Source organism: Macrococcus equipercicus (genome assembly GCF_004359525.2).
In the GTDB taxonomy this organism is placed as follows: domain Bacteria; phylum Bacillota; class Bacilli; order Staphylococcales; family Staphylococcaceae; genus Macrococcus; species Macrococcus equipercicus.
The window spans coordinates 56,941-75,605 of sequence record NZ_SCWC02000002.1 but is presented as its reverse complement, the minus strand read 5'-3'; the positions used below and the strand labels follow the sequence as shown (position 1 = coordinate 75,605).

Genomic DNA, 18,665 nt, shown 5'->3' with positions numbered 1-18,665 from the left:
AGTAAAAATGGATTGTAACATTATATCTCTGTTTACGTACATGATATCATTTGTATGTCGTCCTGACTTCCATTGACGAACATTCAATGGAAGGAGGTGAAGATATGTTGACTTTACTCGAAGAAATCCTTGCATCAGCAATAGCTGGCTGCATTGTTGCCATGTTCACTTATTGGTTAGAACATCGCAATAACAAGGACAGCACCAACCAATAGCCAAAAACCCCTCACTACTTCCACTAGTGAGGGGTTCGGCTTTATATGCTGACTTTACTCGATAAATTCATTATAAAGCAATACATTGAAAGGTGCAAATTGTAATATTAACTTTTCTGATCTTTAGTCTTTAACCCGCTACTTCTCTTCTGCATCTTTTTTCACCAAATAAACGTATAGTAATACCAGAAATCCACAAACAAATAGTACTAAACCCATTATTAAACCGCTTAACATATCATACCCTGGTGTTACACCTACTAATACTGAAATAAGAATTGATACTAATAATAAAGTAAGTAGTCCAGTCTTTAAGACTTGTTGGGCACTTCTTTTACTTCGATCGTATTCTACGCTGATATTAACGGACAATAATATCAATACGGTCATTGTAGTCATAAATACAAACCACAAAGGATTTGTAATCATTTTTTCGTAACCTTTCATGACCATCTCATATCCCAGTAGAAATAATATACCGATAGTTTGAACAACAAAAGCGACTCTGATATTCTGCAAATTTTTCAGAATTAAGCGTTCATCTTTAATTTTTTGCATTTTATGCATCCCCTTCTTCAACCCAAAATATTTGATCCAAGGTTTTGTTAAGAACATAACAAATATCTAAACATAGTCTCAAAGAAGGGTTATACTTTCCTTTTTCTATTAAACTAATTGTTTGTCTAGTGACATTCACTTTGTCTGCTAGCTCAATCTGTGTAAGACCAGCTTCTACTCTAGAAATTTTAACCTTATTCATATAACTCCTCCTTAAGACACCTTAAATGTAACATATATATTCCATTATGTAAAGTATATATTCCATTGATTAATTAAAAAACTCTAATCACATTAAATATGATTAGAGTTAAAAATTTAATTTTAATATGACTTATCTATTATTCTCATCTCCACTAAATCATTGAAATTCACTTCATTACTTCTGATTTTACTGAACTCTTTGAACAATCCATCCCCATTGTAAAAGTTGTGCTTAGTCATCTTATATTCCCCTACTATGTTTAGCTTCCCGATATACATCGACAATGCCATGATATTTCTTTTTGAGAGCTGAAATCGAATTCTTGTCCTGACTGACAATATCCATCACATCCGTACTCACGTAAAGCAACGAGCTTTCATTGTTAAATGTGATATATGCTTGTGGATGGCCATTTTTTATCTTCATACAATAGTTGATAAGTTCATCTTTCTTGATTCTTTCAATTTGAGCTAGTACAAATTGAAATTCATGGTCTTCTGAATCAATGGATAGTTCTTTCCAGTTAGTGATGGTAAAAATTTTTCCAATCCCCGTTTTCTCTTTAACAAAATTCAGTTCAAAAGAATAGCCTACCAGAACGGTCATCGTTAGTTGTGAATCTCTAAATATAGTGTGAATTAAATCCGTTACTATATTTTTATCGAGCTTGTCCCACAAAAACCTCACTCTCTTTTCAGAATGAACTTGAAAAAATGGAGTCATACCTTCTGGATTGATATTGATTTCATTCATAATAGCTGACAATTCCTCACTCCTCTTTTCCATTGCCCAATATAATAACTACGCTTCCAGTTGAATACATAATCTATAATTACCAATCAAAAGCATAATAGTTCCAAACACTAAAATGAAAATTTCAAAACTGCTCTGTTCATTTCCATCATAAATAGTTATCTTTAATTTTAACATTCAACATACTCGTTTAGAGCAATTTATATGCACAAAAAAACAGGACGATTTCTCGTCCTGCTCCACTCCTATGCTTCTGTCTGTTCTACAACTGCATCTTTATCTGAGTAAATCCCTTTATTGAATGTACCGAGCATACGTGATGTGATTGTTCCGCTCAGCATACTACCATTGACGTTCAATGCAGTACGGCCCATATCGATGAGCGGTTCGACTGTAATCAGTACACCAGCAAGCGCAATCGGTAAGCCCATTGAAGACAGGGCGATGATAACAGTAACACCACCAACACTGAATGAACGGATCGCTGTAATTACTGCCCTCTAACGTTTCATCCTTTTATATATTTTATAGAATAACGGACGTAACGGTTTTTCAAAGTCACCGATATATTCTTCTACTACTGCGTTAAATCCCTTTTTGAACTTCACGACTCCAAGGTCCGGCGATTTCTCTGTAAAGTCACCGCTCACACCGTAGAAGTTATATTTCTTCAAATTCAGTGACTGCGCATACTGAATCATCTGCCACATCATATTATAAGGACCCATAAACTGATTGTACTTAGGATTCGAGCCACTGGATAAATAATAAAGTTCATGATTATTGTGGATGTATAGCGCACTGGCGAGCTCCAGTATAGCACCGTCTGACGCTCTCAGACTCTCAATTTCCTTAATTTTCTTCGCTAATACCTGCAGCTTCTTGTCCTGCTCGTTATGCTTATTTTTCAGCTTTCTGAAACCTGGGTTCTCTGCCAGTTCCTTTGAAGACGCTGCGAACTCCTGCTGCATTTGCTGCTGTTCATTCTTTAAGCGATCGAGATACTCATCTAAGTCAATATAACTCAGCACTAACCGGCACTTATCGCCATAGGTCTCCTGCATGCGGACGAAATAGTCGTACTTGCGGAAAGAGAAGCCGTGTTTATCTTCAGCCATTTTAAATAGACGGTAAAACGTCTCGGTTTCCTCAATAGATAAGTCTCTTAGTTTCACACCCATCTCAAGTGTTTTCTTAATATTTCTTCTCGTCTGATAGTCCATTGCTTTCAGCAGCTGAGCTTCATCTTTATTCTCAATATCCAAAACGGACAGCCAGCGGGCCTGGGAATCCATCGAATAACCGACCGTAAAACCTTTATGGCGATAGCCGAGCTGAGTAAGGTGCGAGATGAAGTCTTCCACTTTGAAATGCTGCATCAGTTCGCCTTCGTGATCTCTATAGTTCATTAAAATATGAGGATCTACAAGTACAAATAATCCTTTTCTCACTTTTAAATACTTTGTCAGTTCACTATAAAACAGATCAACAAGTGCAGCGTTAGTGTAGTCCATCACCGGTCCTCTATGTGAATAGAAGTAGCTAAAGAACTTTAAAGCTCTGGCACTTGTCAGCAGACATGCTGCAAGTACTTGTTCACCTTCTTTTACACCTACAAGATACACAGGCTCATTATTATTTTTCTTGTAATTATAATGAGTGACTGACTGGGTATAATGACTGAAATGATGGTTGACATGATTCTCATATTCTTCAGGTGTTAACTCACAAAATTTCATGCCCTGCCCTCTATTCTCAAATTTACTGTAATAAAAGATTACACATTAATATGTAATCTTTTTTCATAGCGGAGGGAGAAAGAATTAAATCCCCGTAAGCATTAAGTTCCTAATTGAGAAAATAATTCCCCTTAAGCCAGACGTGGGTTTCCCTCCATATTATGTATCTATATACTAATTATACATGATTATATTTTAGTTACAATATATTCCTTATTATTATTTTTCAAATATGAATTCTCCTTATTTATAAAAAAACCGACATTCGCTTGCGCTGACCCTATTAATGAGACAGAATAAAAACACTCTTGCTGAATTCATTTAAAATGAATTTGATAGGAGTGTTTTATTATGCAGAGAATTACTTATAATTTCTGGCGTCCACAAGGTCGTCATCTTAATCAATCTTAAGTTCAAGAAGAATAATTTTTCACTTTATCGTTAGTTAATTTATAACAATAATGATAAAATTATCGTAACAAATTTACTTGTGACGGAGAAAAGAATTTATGGGTTTCTACTATGCTATTTTACTTATACTAGGTATTTCATTGATGATTTTTGGTTGGAATTACAAAAAGAATATCAATGTTAAAGTCATCGCTCTTGTCTGCTCTGTACTCATGATTGCTTCTTCGTTATTACTGTTTTTACCTGGTTCTGACCTAATATTGGATATTTTAATTAATCAGTAATTTATAGAAAATAGAACGAAAAAATTATTAATAAAATATTCTAAAAATTAGCATTGATTTATGATGATAAAATGGATATAGTAGTTTACAAGATAATAATAGGCTATGAAGAGAAAATTTATTCACTATTAGAGAGCTTCTGTCTGCTGAAAGGAAGTACTGAATAAATGATGAACTCTGAGCTTCACAAAGAAAGTTTTTTTTAATGAGTAGATTGTGACGTGTTCCAGCGTTAATGGGGAAAGTAATTACTTTATAAGGTATATCATGTGAGTGATATATAAATTTAGGTGGCACCACGAATATTATTTCGTCCTAATCGTATTTTGCGATTAGGACTTTTTTTATTTTGAGGAGGAGAATAGATGACAACTTTTATAGGTGGCGCTTGGCCATATGCTAATGGTTCTTTACATATCGGTCATATTGCAGCTTTATTACCGGGAGATATTATCGCAAGATATCATAGACAAAAAGGTGATGATGTCCTCTATGTATCTGGAAGTGATTGTAATGGCACTCCCATCGCAATCAGAGCTAAGCAGGAAAATAAATCTCCAAAGGAAATTGCTGATTATTATCATAATGAATTTTTATTATGCTTTGAAAAATTAGGTTTCACCTATGATTTATATACTAGAACTGATACAGCAGATCATGAGGATAGTGTTAAAGAACTTTTCCTGCAGCTTTATGAAAATAATATGCTTTATAATAAAACAATCGAACAGGCATATTGCGAGTATGACCATCAATTTTTACCTGATAGATTAGTAGAGGGTGAGTGTCCTAATTGCGGTTCGAAAGCGAGAGGTGATCAATGTGATAATTGTTCCGCTATACTCGATCCATTAGAACTGATTAATAAAGTATGTAAATTATGTGGTAACGAACCAGTCATCAGAGAAACTCAACATTTATATTATAAGTTCAGCGAGCTGCAAAGTGACCTAGAAACTTACTTTAAAGAAGCAAGTAAAAAGTATAACTGGCGACAAAACGCTCTTGCTATTACCGATAGATACCTCTCAGAAGGTGTGCCCGATCGCTCAGTGACTAGAGACCTGCCTATAGGCGTTGAAGTCCCTATTCCAGGATATGAAGGAAAGAAAATCTATGTATGGATTGAAGCTGTTGCTGGATATTTAACTGCATCCAAACAATGGGCAGCACTTAATAACAGAGATTATAAAGACTTCTGGAATCCAAATACAAATTCTTACTATATTCATGGAAAAGATAATATACCATTCCATACTATTATTTGGCCATCTATACTTTTAGGCGCAAATATCAGTTCATTGCCTCAATATATTGTTTCAAGTGAATATATGACACTCGAAAAAAGAAAAATCTCAACCAGCCAAAGCTGGGCTGTATGGATCAGTGATTTGATTGATAAATATCATCCTGACACAATCCGATATTTCTTTACTATAAATGCTCCTGAAACCCGGGATGCAGACTTTTCATTCAGAGAATTTATTTATAGTCATAATAGTGAGCTGCTCGGTGCATTTGGTAATCTTGTAAATCGAACATTTAAATTCATTGAAAAATCTTATGATTCAATTATACCAACAGCTCCTGTTAATAAAAATATAATAAAAGATATCAATGAACTTTATACTGAAGTCGGTAAATTAATCGAAGCTTCTAAAATCAAAGAAGCTTTAGAGTTAATTTTCAACTATGTTAGAAAATCCAACAAATACTTTGATGAGGAACAACCTTGGTTAACGTTTAAAACACAGAAAGAGAAATGTGATATAACATTAGTAAATTGTACTTTTATCATTCAAAATTTAAGTCAATTACTAAATCCTTTTCTTCCCTTTAGTTGTGAACAACTTCATCAAATGATGAATATTAGAAACATAGATTGGGCAGTAAGAACCCCTTTATCTTTCAAACTTTCAGATGTGAAACCTCTATACGAAAGATTAGATGTGAATTTAATCGAAGAAGAAACAGAACTCTTAAATAGGATGGTGGAAAATATATGAAATATGAAATAATTCAATATAACGAGAGTTACAAAGAACAGCTAATTAATTTCATCTTGTCTATTCAACAAAATGAATTCAACATTGCCATTGATAGAGCTGATCAACCCGATTTAGAAGACATAGAGAGTAATTATTTATCTTCAGGCGGCCAATTCTGGATGGCTTTAAGTGAAGATAACGAAATTGTTGGGTGTGTAGGCTTAGTCAGATTAGCAAACAATAATTCAGCCTTAAAAAAGATGTTCGTCAATAGCAACATGAAAAATTTAAAGATTGGAAAAAAACTGCTCAATAAAGTGGTAGATACAGCTTTAAATCATAATATTGAACATATCTATTTAGGAACTATAGATAAGTTCATTAGTGCTCAGCATTTTTACTCAAACAATGGATTTAAAGAAATCGAGCAATCAGCGTTACCGCCCGATTTTCCAAAGATGGATGTAGATAATCGGTTTTATTACAGAACAATTTAATCATCGTCTCCATTTATTTTGATTTCATTACTCATTACATTATCGTTTATACCCATAAAAGTATTTTTCTTCCACGCAATTTCACTTCTATTCCTGATTAGTGTTTCCCTCATTATCATTACACAAGGTAGAAAAAGTCTAAAGAACAACCAACTTAAAAATCCCTGCTCACATTATAATGTAAGCAGGGATCTTATCTAGTTAGTTATATTAGTCAATTTAAAGAGATTAATTTGACTCTTTCATCTAAAACTATTTCTGATGAAACGTTTTCTTTTTAAGAACAACCAGTTATAAGAAAAGTTAAAAATAAGATAATTACTGCAAATCTTTTCATTAATCATCACCGCTATTCTTATTATTTAATCTTGCTGGAAAACCCTCTATATTACCAGTCACCTATTTATTATTAGAAACAAGACCATTACAGATTTTCAATCATTCAATTGTCCATTTTCAAAATACTTCAAGGCTCTCTTTTCAAGTTCCATCACATAACCTTTCTTAGCTTTACTGTATTCTCTAGTTTCATCATATTTCTCAAAGAGTTCTTCTTTTTTAGCACTATAATCTTTTATTTCTGCTGGATGTTCTAATAAATAGTCTCTTACAGCAAGATGTCGATATATCTCAGGGTGATCATACTGATAGATATGAATATGATGACTTCTATTTTCTCCACCTTTTCTCAGTAATCTTCTTCCTGGAATCCCCCACTCACCTGCTACATCGTAACCTAACACTTCAAATATACTATTGTAAGTGTCAATTGTTGAAATATCTTTAACCAGCACCATCATATCTATCACTGGTTTTGCCTTCATTCCCCGTACAGCTGTGCTACCGAAATGTTCGAAACGAACAACTTCATCTTTTAAAATATCAAATAGCAACTTACATTCACGTTCAAATAACACTTTCCAGTTTAAATTATAATCTGAAAGCCTTACTTTCATATAAAGTCTCCCCTTTGATAAGAATACTTAAACTTTCAGAATTATATCAACAAACACTTAATCAAACAACTTAATTTAAATAAACATCTGCTTAATCTTTCCCTTGCCTTCTCTACACTCAACAATACCATAGGCACCATTGATAAAAGTGATTTGAGGCGGCATATGACCGCAGTCAATATCGTATATAATTGGTATATTAAGATCCTGAGCAGTATCATCGTATACATCTTGAATTGAATAATCCTCTGTACTCTCAGTCACTCGCGTTCGTCCGAATAAGATACCACTACAGTTATCAAACCATCCTGCGTATTGCATTTGCAGCAGCATCCTTCTGAACTCAGCCGGATTTGCTTCACAGTTTTCTAAATACCATATGACCGGCTCATCTTTAATATATTGTTCTCTGAATGTCTTTACATCACCATAAGGTGTACCAATCAAATGACTGATGACATCAATACAGCCACCTAACAGTCTTCCTTCTATTTTCACCGCTTCTTGATCTACTGATTTCCATTCTGTTGGTGTATCTAAATTAAAAACGCACTCAGTCGGCTGGTTATGGTTCCATTTACTTTGAAATTGTTGAGATGAGTATTGTGTTACTTCCTCATTAACTTTTGTTTTTAGAACTTCAAGCCACATCGCTGTCGTGTCATCAGAGTATTTACCTCGTAAATCGACAAGATTAGTCCCATGTGCTGTTGCTATTCCCGTCTTGAACGTAATAGCTAATAACACTGTACTGATATCAGAGTACCCAAGTACCCACTTCGGTTGGAGTCTGTCATAATCAATCTTGTTCAAAATCTCAAGAGCAAGCTCTCCACCAAAGGGAGGGATAATTAAATCAATTCTATCGGCAGTGAAGAAGTCATTTAACTCTTCTGCCCGCATGATAGAGTCTGTTGATTTTGCTTTATGCTGAGTCATCACCGATTGACCAATGACAATTTCATTTGTATTTTGGAACCTTTTCTTAATATCAACTAAATAATGATGCATAAAATCTGGAAGTCCTGATGAAGGTGCCGTCACACCAATAACCGCATTCTCATTTAATACAGGATATTTAATCATAATAATCCTCCTGGTGATTAATAAATTATTATGATTATAACATTACTTTTTCACTTAATATTCTTCTTATCAAATACAACAATTAAAAAAAGCCGATCTTTAAAGACCGGCTCTGACTTAGTTAACTTTATAGTTTTATGACGCTTCTTCATAATCAAAGTAGCGGTTCGACAAATATTGCTGCAGCATCGCTACAAATGCGCCGGCAGCCCAGTATAGAGGCATAGCTGCAGGAAGCGTTATACCTGGAATTAGTATCATTAATGGACTAATATACGGCAGCATCTTCATCTGCGCTGGTGTATCTTCCGGCATATACTGCATCGAGAGCTTCACTTGAATGTAATATAACAAGGCTGCTGTCAGTGCCATGAATATATCAGGTGTTCCTAAGTTAAACCAGAGAAAGCTCTGGCGTGCGAGTTCGTTGTTATGCGAGATTGCGAAGTACAGGGCGGTTAATATCGGCATCTGAATTAAGACCGGCAAACAGCCGCTGTTGATCGGGCTTGTACCGTTTTTTCTGTGCAGTACTAGAAGTTCCTGCGTATAAACCTTTCGTTCTTCAGGTGTAGCCGCTTCTTTCATTCTTTTGTTGATTGCATCAATCTCAGGTTTGAATTTCTTCATCTGAAACTGTGCTCGTCGCTGCTTCTTGAATGAATAGAACATTAAAGGCATCATCAGTATTCTGACACATAATGTCACGAGAATAATCCCTATCCCGTAACTGCCATCAAAAAAGTCAGCAAAGAATTTGATCGATACAACAAAAGGTTCCACTAAAGTCTGATGAAACGCCCGGGGTCCGCATCCACTTAATACAAATACGCTTATCACTAATATGACGCTGAATAATTTTTTCAATTTTTCTCCTCCAGTATATTAATTAATTGATTAATATACTGGAGACAGATCTTCCTCATCTGATAATTTCGCTAGACACCGAATGCGCCACCTTAATATCGGAAACCTCCAGGCAGCGATACATTGGTGGACAATGATTACAGCAGTCGGTAATTTGAAGCGGCAGATCAGATTAATCGTGACTTTAATATGAAAGAGAATGTAAAGCAGGGTTACGAGCAACGGCGAAAAAGAAATAAGATAATAAGCAATGCAGCTGAGCATCAGCCCTTCACTTATTAAACTCATCAACCATTCCAACATAAAACCCCTCCCTTCCACTTATTAAATTCATTTTAACATAACATTTACTGGTAATGATAAAGAATCATTATTAGTAAATTGATTGTCGTGTGTTACTTATACACTTTATGTTACAATATTTGGGGAAAGCTCTTAAAAAAGGAGGATGACCTGACATTACACCTGATGTTTTACTTGGAATTGTCACTATCGCAACAGCCATCATACTCATTTATATGATCCTAAAAAAAGTTGATTTTATTTATATTTTCTATACGTCGCTTATCTCTTCCTCAATACTTTTTTGCATCCGTCTCTTTATGATGGATTTCACTGCAGGAAGAGCCTTTCTTAAATCATTCAATCCAGTGATTGTACTGATTATCATCATCGCAGCGGTTATACTGGTGAAGGACTTAATAAAAAAGAGACACTAATATGGATAGTATCCAATCAATCAGCACCTCTTACTAACTGTGCCGCTTATTCTCACAATCACCCGCCCGTTCTTATAATGACGACTAAACTCATTGTGATCAGGCACGTCAATTATTACACGAACGCATCAAGAGAAACATTACAATCCATAACGTTCATCAGTGTAGAAAGGACTAACATGAATATAGAAACTCAGAAATTATTTTTGCTGACTGTCTTAATAACTATCGCGAATTTTCTTGTCATCCTGTTCACTCAGGAACTTGATTCATTATATGCAAGAATCTCAAATTTTTTAATACTAGCTCTGTGGTACTATACCGTTATAAAAATCAGACGAGAGCGTCAAGGAAAATAGCTGACAGCAGTTTCTTTGAACTGATAAATCCTGATTACATTATCTTGTACTAAGTAGCTGCTTAGTACAGTTTTAAATTACTTTATTCTCAAGTGTATATTGAGTTCCTTTTTCTGATGACTGAATATGCAATTTTAAGTTTAATTTCGCGCAGATGCTTTTAATCACACCGCTCCCTGAGACGGAAGACGGATTCTCCGGTAAAATGAATCCAATCCCGTAATCATCAATTCTTAACTGATGTTCATTTAAATCAATCATTATTTCATCTGTTTCAGCGTGTCTTATAACATTTGAGAATATATTATCCAATAAACGTTCGAATAATAGTTTGTCTGTGTGCCATATTATATTTTCAGGCACTGAACTGCTTATCATGATATGATGTTTACCCATCAGATACTTCCATTTTTTCAAGGACTTATCTAGAAGTAATGAAATATTGATTTCTTTCAAAAAGACATATTGATTCTCAATTGAATAGTTATGAGTTTCTGATACTCTTTTTACTAGCTCACTTGTATAAATTATTTTAGAACTTACATGTTCTATCTTATTTTGAGGGATACAGTAATCCTCAGCAAGTTCATATAACTCTAAATTTATAGCGGTCAGAGGTGTATTTATATCATGAGACAGCTGCTTGATATGTTCGCTTTTCATAGCATTATTTTCTTCTAACATTAATTCTTTATATCTCAGACGGTCTATTAACTTGTTGATGGTTATAGAAAGATTATCAATTTCGTCTTTACTGTTCTTATCTACATTGATTTTATCAGGAAAACCTTCACGATAAATGATTTTCTCCAATGTATGTTCAATATTATTGATTCTTTTAATAATCCGTTTAAAGAATTTAGCTCCCAATATCACAAATATGATTAGCAACAAAAAGTAAAATGCATAAAAATTTAAATATACAAAAGTACTGCTGAAAGGTTTATCAATATGTAAAATAGCAGATATGGCAGTGTAGCTGAGAAGAAAGACATAATTCAATAAAATAAAGGTCACTGGAATTAAGATGATACATATCAGCATAATTGAATAGTACTTATACATTAAATTTTTATTTTTCACTTTTAATAACCCTATATCCTATGCCATAAATAGTCTTAATGATTTTATACTCGTGATCACCAATTTTATCTCTTATTCTTTTAATATAAACATTCAATATATTATCGAATATCTCACTTTCAGACCATACAAAATTAATAATTTGTTCTTTAGACACTATGTTATTTTGGTTCTCGTAAAGATAGAAAAACAGATCATGTTCTTTTTTTGTGAATGTAATTAAATTATTTTGATGATCATAAACTAACTTATTTACTTCATCAATAGATAGATGATGAAAATCTTTAAGATCTTCATCATAAAATTGATTTAATAGATTATTCATTCTTGCCTCTAATTCCAAAGGATTGAAGGGTTTAGTGATATAATCTTCTCCAGTCTGTAAGCCTTGCAGCTTCGTATCAATGTCATTTCTAGCCGACATAAATATGATGGGTAAATGATAACTTTCACGAATTTCTTCAGTAATTGAAAATCCATTATTATGGGGCAACATGATATCCATTAAAATCAAATGGATATCATCTAATTGTTCTATTACATTTTCACCTGTGTCATTAATCACCACATTGAATCCCTTAAACTCGAGAAATCTTTTTAGACTATTGCGAATCATCATATCATCTTCTACAATGAGTACACTAAATCCTTTCATTTCATCCCTCTTCTTCATCTAATTAATGAGAACAAATCCAATCGTATAAAATATGGCATAGCCTAACAATAAGATAATAACAGAGACATATTTCTTATTATTAGGTTTGCCTTTAGGTTTAGCCTCATTCATCATTTCCATAAAGAAATTGAAAATATTAATGATGACTACAAATACTGCACCTGCGAAACTGAGTAATGCTAAAAAAATAAATACAATCCCAATATTATTTTCCATTGTTATCCCTCCTTTATAATAACAATATATAATTCAAATCTGAATAAGTTATGAATATTTGAGATACAAAAAAATTATTTGATATACTAATTTTTTATGTGGAGACATAATATATTTCCATAAAATATAAATGCATTGTAGACATTCATTATTCAGTTGAACTTAGTATTGAAATCTGTTATCCTTATATTAAGTTCAACTAACTAGTCAAACTGCATGAGGAGAAATTATGAAGCATAAACTTTTACCGTTATCTGAAACCATGCACTATATATTACTTGCGTTACGTACACCGAAACATGGCTATGCTATTATGCAGGAAGTTCAGGAGATGAGTGATATGACCGTGATACTGGCCCCTGGTACTCTTTATGGAGCATTGGACAATTTATCAAAACATCACTGGATTAAACAAGTTGATATCATGGATAGACGTAAAATCTATCATATTACTCACGAAGGATTGGAAGTTTTAGAACATGAGAAAAAACGATTAAATCATATTTTATCTCTGTATGAAATGGAGGATTAATAATGAAGGTTACGAAATGGTTTCTTGATCCTATGAAGCAGGAAGAATGGCTGAATCATATTTTGGCCCAAGGTTATTTTCTGACTAAAAAATCCACTCTTGATAAATATACTTTTCAGAAGACAAAAGAAGATTTTGTGATCAGATTGGATTATCGGGATCATTTTTCAGCGAAGGACTATAACGAGTATCTGATTCTTCACGAAGACATGGGATGGGAATTAGTGAGCGGCAGCAGATTGACAGGCATACATATCTGGCAGCGCATCCGCTCAGGAAACGATGAACTAAACTCTGATAGCTTCTCCAGAGTCCAATACTGTAAGAGAATGATGAACTATACAGGTATGATGGCACTCCTTTTCCTATTCTATTTTTACTTAGGTGCACCTCATTTAAATAAAATATTCTTAACGCCCGGGCTCTGGGAGATGCCTAGAGAATGGTTCTGGAAGGCATTTCTATTTGAACTACCTTTCGCCTTAATGAGAATATCATTTCCAATTTTATTGATTATACTCATCTTCTTCTTTTCAAACAGCTATTACAAATTCTATAAATTGAAAAAGGAAGCTGAGGCTAATTTAAATTAAGAACAATTGGGACCTTATCTTTAATAAAATAACAATTCAGAAGCTAGCATCTAAAACTGTTTGTTTAATTGTAAGACTGAATTGTTTCGCTCAATTGTAGTTCTCCTATTCATCATTATTTGCACAGTTGGTTACTTTACTTACTGGCTAAATAATAAGGATAAGCAAAATAAGTAGGTGACAAAGCCGACTAAAAAACCCATTTCTGTCCTACCAGAAATGGGTTTTGGTGAATCTATTCTTGAAATTTCCTTAAAAACATTCTAACCTTTTAAATTATTATTATCAACCTATGGACTTGTAGATAGACAAACCAAAGTAGGTTTGTCAATAACGCCTTAAAAATCCTCAAAAACAACGGAATAAAATTCCTCATTTATTGTTAAAGTTGAACCGGGATAATACCCGCCTGTTTCTTCTCTTTCATTCTGAAAGATTGCCCCTTGATGTTGAATGTGACTGAATGATGAAGCAGGCGGTCAAGAATAGCTGTTGCCAGTACATCATCGCCAAATACTTTCCCCCATTCAACATAGGATTTATTTGACGTGAGTATCATGGCGCCACGTTCATATCGTTTAGATACAATCTGAAAGAACACATTGGCAGTCAGTTCGTCGAAGGGGAAATAACCCAGCTCATCAACGATGAGTATATCCGGCTTACTCATTCGATTGATGAAATAATGTAATGTTTCCTTTGCTGATGCCTTACGGCATTCATTGACGAATTCGTCAGCCGTTATAAATTTGACAGTGTACCCTTTGACCAGTGCCTCCATACCAAAACTGATCGCCAGATGTGTTTTTCCGACTCCAGGCGGACCCAGCAGTATTCTGTTCTCCCCATTTTTAATAAACCGGCATGTCAGTGTTTCCTTCACTCGTTTCTCATTGACGCTTGGTTGAAATTCAAAATCGAAATCACTGATACTTTTACTGAAAGGAAAACGTGCTGTATGAATACGTTTTTCAAGCAGCTGCTTTTCTCGCTGCTCCCATTCCTCATTAACCAGATTTATTAGAAAATCTAAATATGATATATTATCTCTGGAAGCATCCTCCACCAGATGATCAATGTGTAGAGCTGTGTATTCAAGTCCGAGGGATTTAAGGCGGTATTCCAGCTGTTGATTCATCGACTGTACTCCTCCTCATATTGGATATACGAAGACAGTGGGCGATTTTCTACTTCCGGGACAGGAATAGTCTCTTCCAGCTCCAGGGTCGGCAAACCAGCGGAGCGATGGTGAGACTGTTCTTTTTTTGTTCCCGGGAGTCCCTGGTAATGATGATCTTCCATTATCATCAGCTTATGGCCGGCGTTTACTTTGTGCACTGCGACACATTCAATGCCGTCGAAAACTTCAAGGAGCCCATCCCTAAATCTGAGTTTAAGCTGTGCACCTACGAATCGATGGGGAACTGAGTAAAGACTGCCACGGAAAGAGATGAAACAGTCCTTTGAGACTGTTCTTTGTTCCCATGGTTCCGTACGGTAGAGTGGTCTGACGCTCCATTTTCTAAGTGCCTTGTGTTCAGCTTCAAACATTTCATTGGGACTCTTCTGAGTGGTCTGATTGACTTTGATATAGACCATACGGTCCAGCCAGCCGATTACTTCCTGATTCAGCTCTGCCAGATTATCAGACAGATTTTTTCGCTGAAGAAAATTTGATCTTAAATAGGAGACGGCTCTTTCAACCTTACCTTTAGTCTGGGCTCTGTATGGTTTACAGGCCTTGGGACACACTTCATAATAATTAAGGAAATCCTCAAACTTCTTGTTGAATCTGATCTGTTTGACACTATGTCTGGTGACAACAGTCTTCATATTGTCATAGAGAATCTGTTCAGGCACTCCGTTGAAATAGCTGAATGCATTCATATGACACTTCATCAGTGTTTCCTGTGTCATATCGGCAGTAAATTCAATGTATCTTTTACGGGAGTAACTCATTACCATGATAAATGCGTGGATTGTCTGTCTACTGCCATCTACGATGCATGTTCCCACATTGACAGCCCAGTCAACTTGAGCCTGTCTTCCTGGTACTGTTTCATATCTGACCGTACCCTGGGCACCTTTTTTCGCTCTCAGAGGTCTGACAAAATCTCTGAGTATTGTTGTCTTTCCGTCATAGCCAAGTGCTCTGATTTCTTCGATGAGCACATTACAGTTGGTGGTTCCTTCGCTGATTCTCTTCTCTAGATATCCCTTGTAGGGGTCAAGTTTACTTCCTTTTGATTTTCGTCGGGTCACCGTAGGTGCAGCCCCATTGTTTAGATACCTGGATATCGTCTTACGATCAAATCCCGTTTCCTTTGAAATGGCTGTCACTGTCCAGCCTTTATTTCTTAACTCCCTAATCATAAAAAAATCCTCCATTAATAACGTCATCTTCAAAATCACTTCCAATCTACATCAATTGATATAGATTATCCGTTAATTTTGGGGATTTTTAAAACGTTATTATTGAGGATTTTAACACCATTACTAACAAATACTATAAATTTACAATAGATATTCTCAAAACTTTTATCACTATTTTGGTATTTCATTCAACATTTTATAAATGCTAGTTTAAATATGTACACTCTCGCTTAAATAAGTATGTACAAATTTGACTGGATTTTTCATAATTTCATAGAGGTGAAATGATGAATTACACAGTTAATTTAGATACGGAATTTAAGATCACAAGTCTTTCAGACTTATCCAAACTGAAGGATATAATGGAGAGTGGAAAAATGAAAATTAATAAGAGTAAGCTGGCAAGAGAGCTAGGAAAAGATAGACGAACTATAAATAAGTACCTGAACGGATTCACGCCATCAATTTCTAGGAGAAGAGTCTCTAAGATTGATAAGTACTATGATCTAATCAGTCAGCTACTATCAGATGATAGTCAACAGACTTTTTACTACAGACGCGTATTGTGGCAATATCTGAAGGATAATCATGGACTGAACTGTTCCCAGTCTCTTTTCAGAAGTTATATCTCGAGACATAAAGAATTTAATGATTATTTTGAACAGGGGTCTAGAATCAAAGCTCCTAAAGGAGCGCCCCGTTACGAGACTTCGCCTGGCGCTCAGGCCCAGCTTGACTGGAAAGAGAACATCAAGTTTCATCTGAAAGATGGAAATATCATTGAGATCCATATCGCTGTGCTGATACTATCCCATTCAAGATTCCGTATATTCAATATCTCCACAACGAAATCACAGGAGGTACTTAAAGCCTTCCTGACTGAATCTTTTGAGATGATCGGTGGTGTTCCGAAGGAACTTCTCACTGATAATATGAAGACGGTGATGGAACAGCCACGCACTGAATTCAGCAAGGGAAAAGTAAATGCCCGATTTGAACAGTATGCGAGTGATATGGGGATAAAAGTCAGACCATGTATCGCGGGAAGACCTAGAACGAAAGGCAAGGTAGAGACCACCATGAAGTTACTCGATGAAATCCATGCTTACCAGGGACAGTTTGATCTGCCGGAACTCTATGCATTTATCTCAAGGCTTAACCAAAGAGTCAACTATCAGTTACACCAGGGTACGGGTAAAATTCCTATTCTTGAACTGGAAAAAGAAAAGAGCCACTTACTCCAGCTACCCACTGACAAAGTAAGAGACTCCTATAGAATTATTGGACAGACTGTAAAAGTTAACTCCTCCAGTATGATCACCTATAAGGGCAATCAATATTCGGTCCCATCCGAATACATAAGGAAGAGTGTCCAGCTACAGGTGTTCAATAACCAAATCCATATTTATTATAGCATGAAACTCATTGCCTGCCATACCCTGAGCAAGTCCAGGCTCAACTATAAAGAAGAACACTACATTGAGTCACTGAAGATGTCATCCCCGTATTATCCAGAAATCGACGATTTAGCAAGGGCGAATCTCAAAGCGATCGGAGAGATGTATGAATGATGGAATCAACTTCGAACTATAGACAGCTCATCAGTAACCTTGACTATCTAAAAATGAAACAGATGAGCTTACACCTGGATGAAGTCATCGACTTCAGTATCAATAATGAAGTCACCTTCATCGACTGTCTCATCAGGCTGACAAATTATGAGATTGATGTCAGGGAGAAGAACATGATTCAGTCCATGGTCAAAGTCGCCGGCTTTCCTTTCCTGAAAGAGATGAACAGTTTTGATTTCGATTTCCAGCCTAGTATTAATCAGCAGCAGATGATGGATTTCATGTCCCTGAGATTTATAGAGAACCAGGAGAACATTGTCTTTCTGGGACCCAGTGGCGTCGGAAAGACGCATCTGGCTACTTCCATTGGAATAGCAGCAGCTAAGAAACGAAACAGCACCTACTTCATTAAATGTCATCAACTTATTGAAAATCTACGGAAAGCACGGAATGAAAGTAGGCTTGAGTCAAGACTGAAACATTATACCAAATACAAGCTCCTGATCATCGATGAAATAGGCTATCTGCCGATAGACGTCGAAGACGCAAAACTATTTTTCCAGCTCATTGACCGTCGTTATGAAAAGAAAAGCACCATACTGACGACTAACGTCAATTTCAAGGCATGGGATGAAGTATTCCTGGATACTAAAATAGCCAATGCGATTCTAGATCGTATCCTTCATCACGCCACTATAGTTTCAATCGTTGGACAATCTTATAGATTAAAAAATCATTTCCCTTCGGAGAAGGAATAAAATTGTACATCGTTATTTAGGCAAAACTGTACATATTAAACTTGACGTTTATAAACATTTAAAATAAAGATGCTTCAGAATATCATTTTCTGCAGCATCTTTATACTATTTTCTAGTGTTATATAGATAATATACGAATGCATTAACCAAATAAAGATTTCTTACTCCAATACAATCAACCTTTTACATCAATTACTTTATCGGAAAATTTAACCTAATATTGAAA

General features: G+C 35.2%; 21 protein-coding genes and 1 other annotated feature. Of the genes, 7 read left to right on the top strand and 14 right to left on the bottom strand.

Features of this window, described 5'->3' with window-relative positions; genetic code table 11:
* Positions 1–104: 104 nt before the first annotated feature.
* Positions 105–215: a type I toxin-antitoxin system Fst family toxin gene (locus tag ERX35_RS02920; protein WP_149458425.1), complete on the top strand. Its 111-nt coding sequence runs from the start codon at positions 105–107 to the stop codon at positions 213–215.
* A gap of 138 nt (positions 216–353) precedes the next feature.
* Here the strand turns inward: ERX35_RS02920 and ERX35_RS02915 are convergent, their stop codons facing one another.
* The 5 genes from ERX35_RS02915 to ERX35_RS02895 form a co-directional block, all read right to left on the bottom strand.
* On the bottom strand, positions 354–773 hold the full coding sequence (locus ERX35_RS02915) for a hypothetical protein (RefSeq protein ID WP_149458424.1): 420 nt from the start codon (positions 771–773) through the stop codon (positions 354–356).
* A gap of 1 nt (position 774) precedes the next feature.
* Positions 775–975: a helix-turn-helix transcriptional regulator gene (locus tag ERX35_RS02910; protein ID WP_149458423.1), complete on the bottom strand. Its 201-nt coding sequence runs from the start codon at positions 973–975 to the stop codon at positions 775–777.
* A gap of 243 nt (positions 976–1,218) precedes the next feature.
* On the bottom strand, positions 1,219–1,743 hold the full coding sequence (locus tag ERX35_RS02905; RefSeq protein WP_149458422.1) for a hypothetical protein: 525 nt from the start codon (positions 1,741–1,743) through the stop codon (positions 1,219–1,221).
* Between the two features lie 233 nt (positions 1,744–1,976).
* Complete coding sequence (locus ERX35_RS02900) at positions 1,977–2,213, bottom strand: cation:dicarboxylate symporter family transporter (protein WP_342779908.1); 237 nt, start codon at positions 2,211–2,213, stop codon at positions 1,977–1,979.
* Positions 2,214–2,231: 18 nt separating this feature from the next.
* Positions 2,232–3,470, bottom strand: a complete 1,239-nt coding sequence (locus ERX35_RS02895; RefSeq protein ID WP_149458421.1) for an aminoacyltransferase — start codon at positions 3,468–3,470, stop codon at positions 2,232–2,234.
* A 791-nt stretch (positions 3,471–4,261) separates the two neighbouring features.
* Positions 4,262–4,486 (top strand) — a binding site (T-box leader).
* A 44-nt stretch (positions 4,487–4,530) separates the two neighbouring features.
* Here ERX35_RS02895 and metG point away from each other — a divergent pair.
* Complete coding sequence (gene metG / locus ERX35_RS02890; RefSeq protein ID WP_149458420.1) at positions 4,531–6,171, top strand: methionine--tRNA ligase; 1,641 nt, start codon at positions 4,531–4,533, stop codon at positions 6,169–6,171.
* Positions 6,168–6,650, top strand: coding sequence for a GNAT family N-acetyltransferase (locus ERX35_RS02885; protein ID WP_149458419.1), 483 nt, complete (start codon positions 6,168–6,170; stop codon positions 6,648–6,650). The genes metG and ERX35_RS02885 overlap by 4 nt, the downstream gene beginning before the upstream one ends.
* Positions 6,651–7,084: 434 nt before the next feature.
* On the opposite strand, the gene ERX35_RS02880 is transcribed toward ERX35_RS02885, so the two are convergent.
* From ERX35_RS02880 to ERX35_RS02850, 7 genes are all read right to left on the bottom strand, one after another.
* Positions 7,085–7,606, bottom strand: a complete 522-nt coding sequence (locus tag ERX35_RS02880) for a GrpB family protein (protein WP_149458418.1) — start codon at positions 7,604–7,606, stop codon at positions 7,085–7,087.
* Positions 7,607–7,681: 75 nt separating this feature from the next.
* Positions 7,682–8,692: a S66 family peptidase gene (locus ERX35_RS02875; protein WP_149458417.1), complete on the bottom strand. Its 1,011-nt coding sequence runs from the start codon at positions 8,690–8,692 to the stop codon at positions 7,682–7,684.
* Between the two features lie 135 nt (positions 8,693–8,827).
* A complete protein-coding gene (gene yidC, locus ERX35_RS02870) occupies positions 8,828–9,559 on the bottom strand; it encodes a membrane protein insertase YidC (protein ID WP_149458416.1) in 732 nt (243 codons plus the stop codon).
* 30 nt (positions 9,560–9,589) lie between these two features.
* Positions 9,590–9,862 carry a hypothetical protein gene (locus tag ERX35_RS02865; protein WP_149458415.1) on the bottom strand — a complete coding sequence of 91 codons (273 nt, stop codon included), beginning with the start codon at positions 9,860–9,862 and terminating at the stop codon, positions 9,590–9,592.
* 847 nt (positions 9,863–10,709) lie between these two features.
* On the bottom strand, positions 10,710–11,450 hold the full coding sequence (locus tag ERX35_RS02860; RefSeq protein ID WP_170234514.1) for a sensor histidine kinase: 741 nt from the start codon (positions 11,448–11,450) through the stop codon (positions 10,710–10,712).
* A 259-nt stretch (positions 11,451–11,709) separates the two neighbouring features.
* On the bottom strand, positions 11,710–12,375 hold the full coding sequence (locus ERX35_RS02855; RefSeq protein WP_170234513.1) for a response regulator transcription factor: 666 nt from the start codon (positions 12,373–12,375) through the stop codon (positions 11,710–11,712).
* 18 nt (positions 12,376–12,393) lie between these two features.
* A complete protein-coding gene (locus tag ERX35_RS02850) occupies positions 12,394–12,612 on the bottom strand; it encodes a hypothetical protein (RefSeq protein ID WP_149458412.1) in 219 nt (72 codons plus the stop codon).
* A 229-nt stretch (positions 12,613–12,841) separates the two neighbouring features.
* Between ERX35_RS02850 and ERX35_RS02845 the strand changes: the two genes are divergently transcribed.
* Together ERX35_RS02845 and ERX35_RS02840 are read left to right on the top strand one after the other, a co-directional pair.
* The gene (locus ERX35_RS02845) at positions 12,842–13,144 is read left to right on the top strand and encodes a PadR family transcriptional regulator (protein ID WP_149458411.1); all 303 of its coding nucleotides are present in this window, start codon (positions 12,842–12,844) and stop codon (positions 13,142–13,144) included.
* A 2-nt stretch (positions 13,145–13,146) separates the two neighbouring features.
* On the top strand, positions 13,147–13,737 hold the full coding sequence (locus ERX35_RS02840; RefSeq protein WP_149458410.1) for a DUF2812 domain-containing protein: 591 nt from the start codon (positions 13,147–13,149) through the stop codon (positions 13,735–13,737).
* A gap of 382 nt (positions 13,738–14,119) precedes the next feature.
* On the opposite strand, the gene istB (ERX35_RS02835) is transcribed toward ERX35_RS02840, so the two are convergent.
* Together istB (ERX35_RS02835) and istA (ERX35_RS02830) are read right to left on the bottom strand one after the other, a co-directional pair.
* Positions 14,120–14,875, bottom strand: a complete 756-nt coding sequence (gene istB / locus ERX35_RS02835) for an IS21-like element helper ATPase IstB (RefSeq protein ID WP_149458409.1) — start codon at positions 14,873–14,875, stop codon at positions 14,120–14,122.
* Positions 14,872–16,125 carry an IS21 family transposase gene (gene istA / locus ERX35_RS02830; protein WP_425463252.1) on the bottom strand — a complete coding sequence of 418 codons (1,254 nt, stop codon included), beginning with the start codon at positions 16,123–16,125 and terminating at the stop codon, positions 14,872–14,874. The genes istB (ERX35_RS02835) and istA (ERX35_RS02830) overlap by 4 nt, the downstream gene beginning before the upstream one ends.
* Positions 16,126–16,397: 272 nt before the next feature.
* On the opposite strand from istA (ERX35_RS02830), the gene istA (ERX35_RS02825) reads away from it, so the two are divergent.
* The gene (istA, locus tag ERX35_RS02825; RefSeq protein ID WP_149458407.1) at positions 16,398–17,681 is read left to right on the top strand and encodes an IS21 family transposase; all 1,284 of its coding nucleotides are present in this window, start codon (positions 16,398–16,400) and stop codon (positions 17,679–17,681) included.
* On the top strand, positions 17,681–18,439 hold the full coding sequence (gene istB, locus ERX35_RS02820; protein WP_149458837.1) for an IS21-like element helper ATPase IstB: 759 nt from the start codon (positions 17,681–17,683) through the stop codon (positions 18,437–18,439). The genes istA (ERX35_RS02825) and istB (ERX35_RS02820) overlap by 1 nt, the downstream gene beginning before the upstream one ends.
* Positions 18,440–18,665 lie beyond the last annotated feature (226 nt).

Bases quoted from the DNA above. Each gene is read 5' to 3' on its own strand.
- ERX35_RS02920 (WP_149458425.1), top strand. From the start codon at position 105: ATGTTGACTTTACTCGAAGAAATCCTTGCATCAGCAATAGCTGGCTGC.
- ERX35_RS02915 (WP_149458424.1), bottom strand. From the start codon at position 773: ATGCAAAAAATTAAAGATGAACGCTTAATTCTGAAAAATTTGCAGAAT.
- ERX35_RS02910 (WP_149458423.1), bottom strand. From the start codon at position 975: ATGAATAAGGTTAAAATTTCTAGAGTAGAAGCTGGTCTTACACAGATT.
- ERX35_RS02895 (WP_149458421.1), bottom strand. From the start codon at position 3,470: ATGAAATTTTGTGAGTTAACACCTGAAGAATATGAGAATCATGTCAAC.
- metG (WP_149458420.1), top strand. From the start codon at position 4,531: ATGACAACTTTTATAGGTGGCGCTTGGCCATATGCTAATGGTTCTTTA.
- ERX35_RS02885 (WP_149458419.1), top strand. From the start codon at position 6,168: ATGAAATATGAAATAATTCAATATAACGAGAGTTACAAAGAACAGCTA.
- ERX35_RS02880 (WP_149458418.1), bottom strand. From the start codon at position 7,606: ATGAAAGTAAGGCTTTCAGATTATAATTTAAACTGGAAAGTGTTATTT.
- ERX35_RS02875 (WP_149458417.1), bottom strand. From the start codon at position 8,692: ATGATTAAATATCCTGTATTAAATGAGAATGCGGTTATTGGTGTGACG.
- ERX35_RS02865 (WP_149458415.1), bottom strand. From the start codon at position 9,862: ATGTTGGAATGGTTGATGAGTTTAATAAGTGAAGGGCTGATGCTCAGC.
- ERX35_RS02855 (WP_170234513.1), bottom strand. From the start codon at position 12,375: ATGAAAGGATTTAGTGTACTCATTGTAGAAGATGATATGATGATTCGC.
- ERX35_RS02850 (WP_149458412.1), bottom strand. From the start codon at position 12,612: ATGGAAAATAATATTGGGATTGTATTTATTTTTTTAGCATTACTCAGT.
- ERX35_RS02845 (WP_149458411.1), top strand. From the start codon at position 12,842: ATGAAGCATAAACTTTTACCGTTATCTGAAACCATGCACTATATATTA.
- ERX35_RS02840 (WP_149458410.1), top strand. From the start codon at position 13,147: ATGAAGGTTACGAAATGGTTTCTTGATCCTATGAAGCAGGAAGAATGG.
- istB (WP_149458409.1), bottom strand. From the start codon at position 14,875: ATGAATCAACAGCTGGAATACCGCCTTAAATCCCTCGGACTTGAATAC.
- istA (WP_425463252.1), bottom strand. From the start codon at position 16,125: ATGGAGGATTTTTTTATGATTAGGGAGTTAAGAAATAAAGGCTGGACA.
- istA (WP_149458407.1), top strand. From the start codon at position 16,398: ATGAATTACACAGTTAATTTAGATACGGAATTTAAGATCACAAGTCTT.
- istB (WP_149458837.1), top strand. From the start codon at position 17,681: ATGGAATCAACTTCGAACTATAGACAGCTCATCAGTAACCTTGACTAT.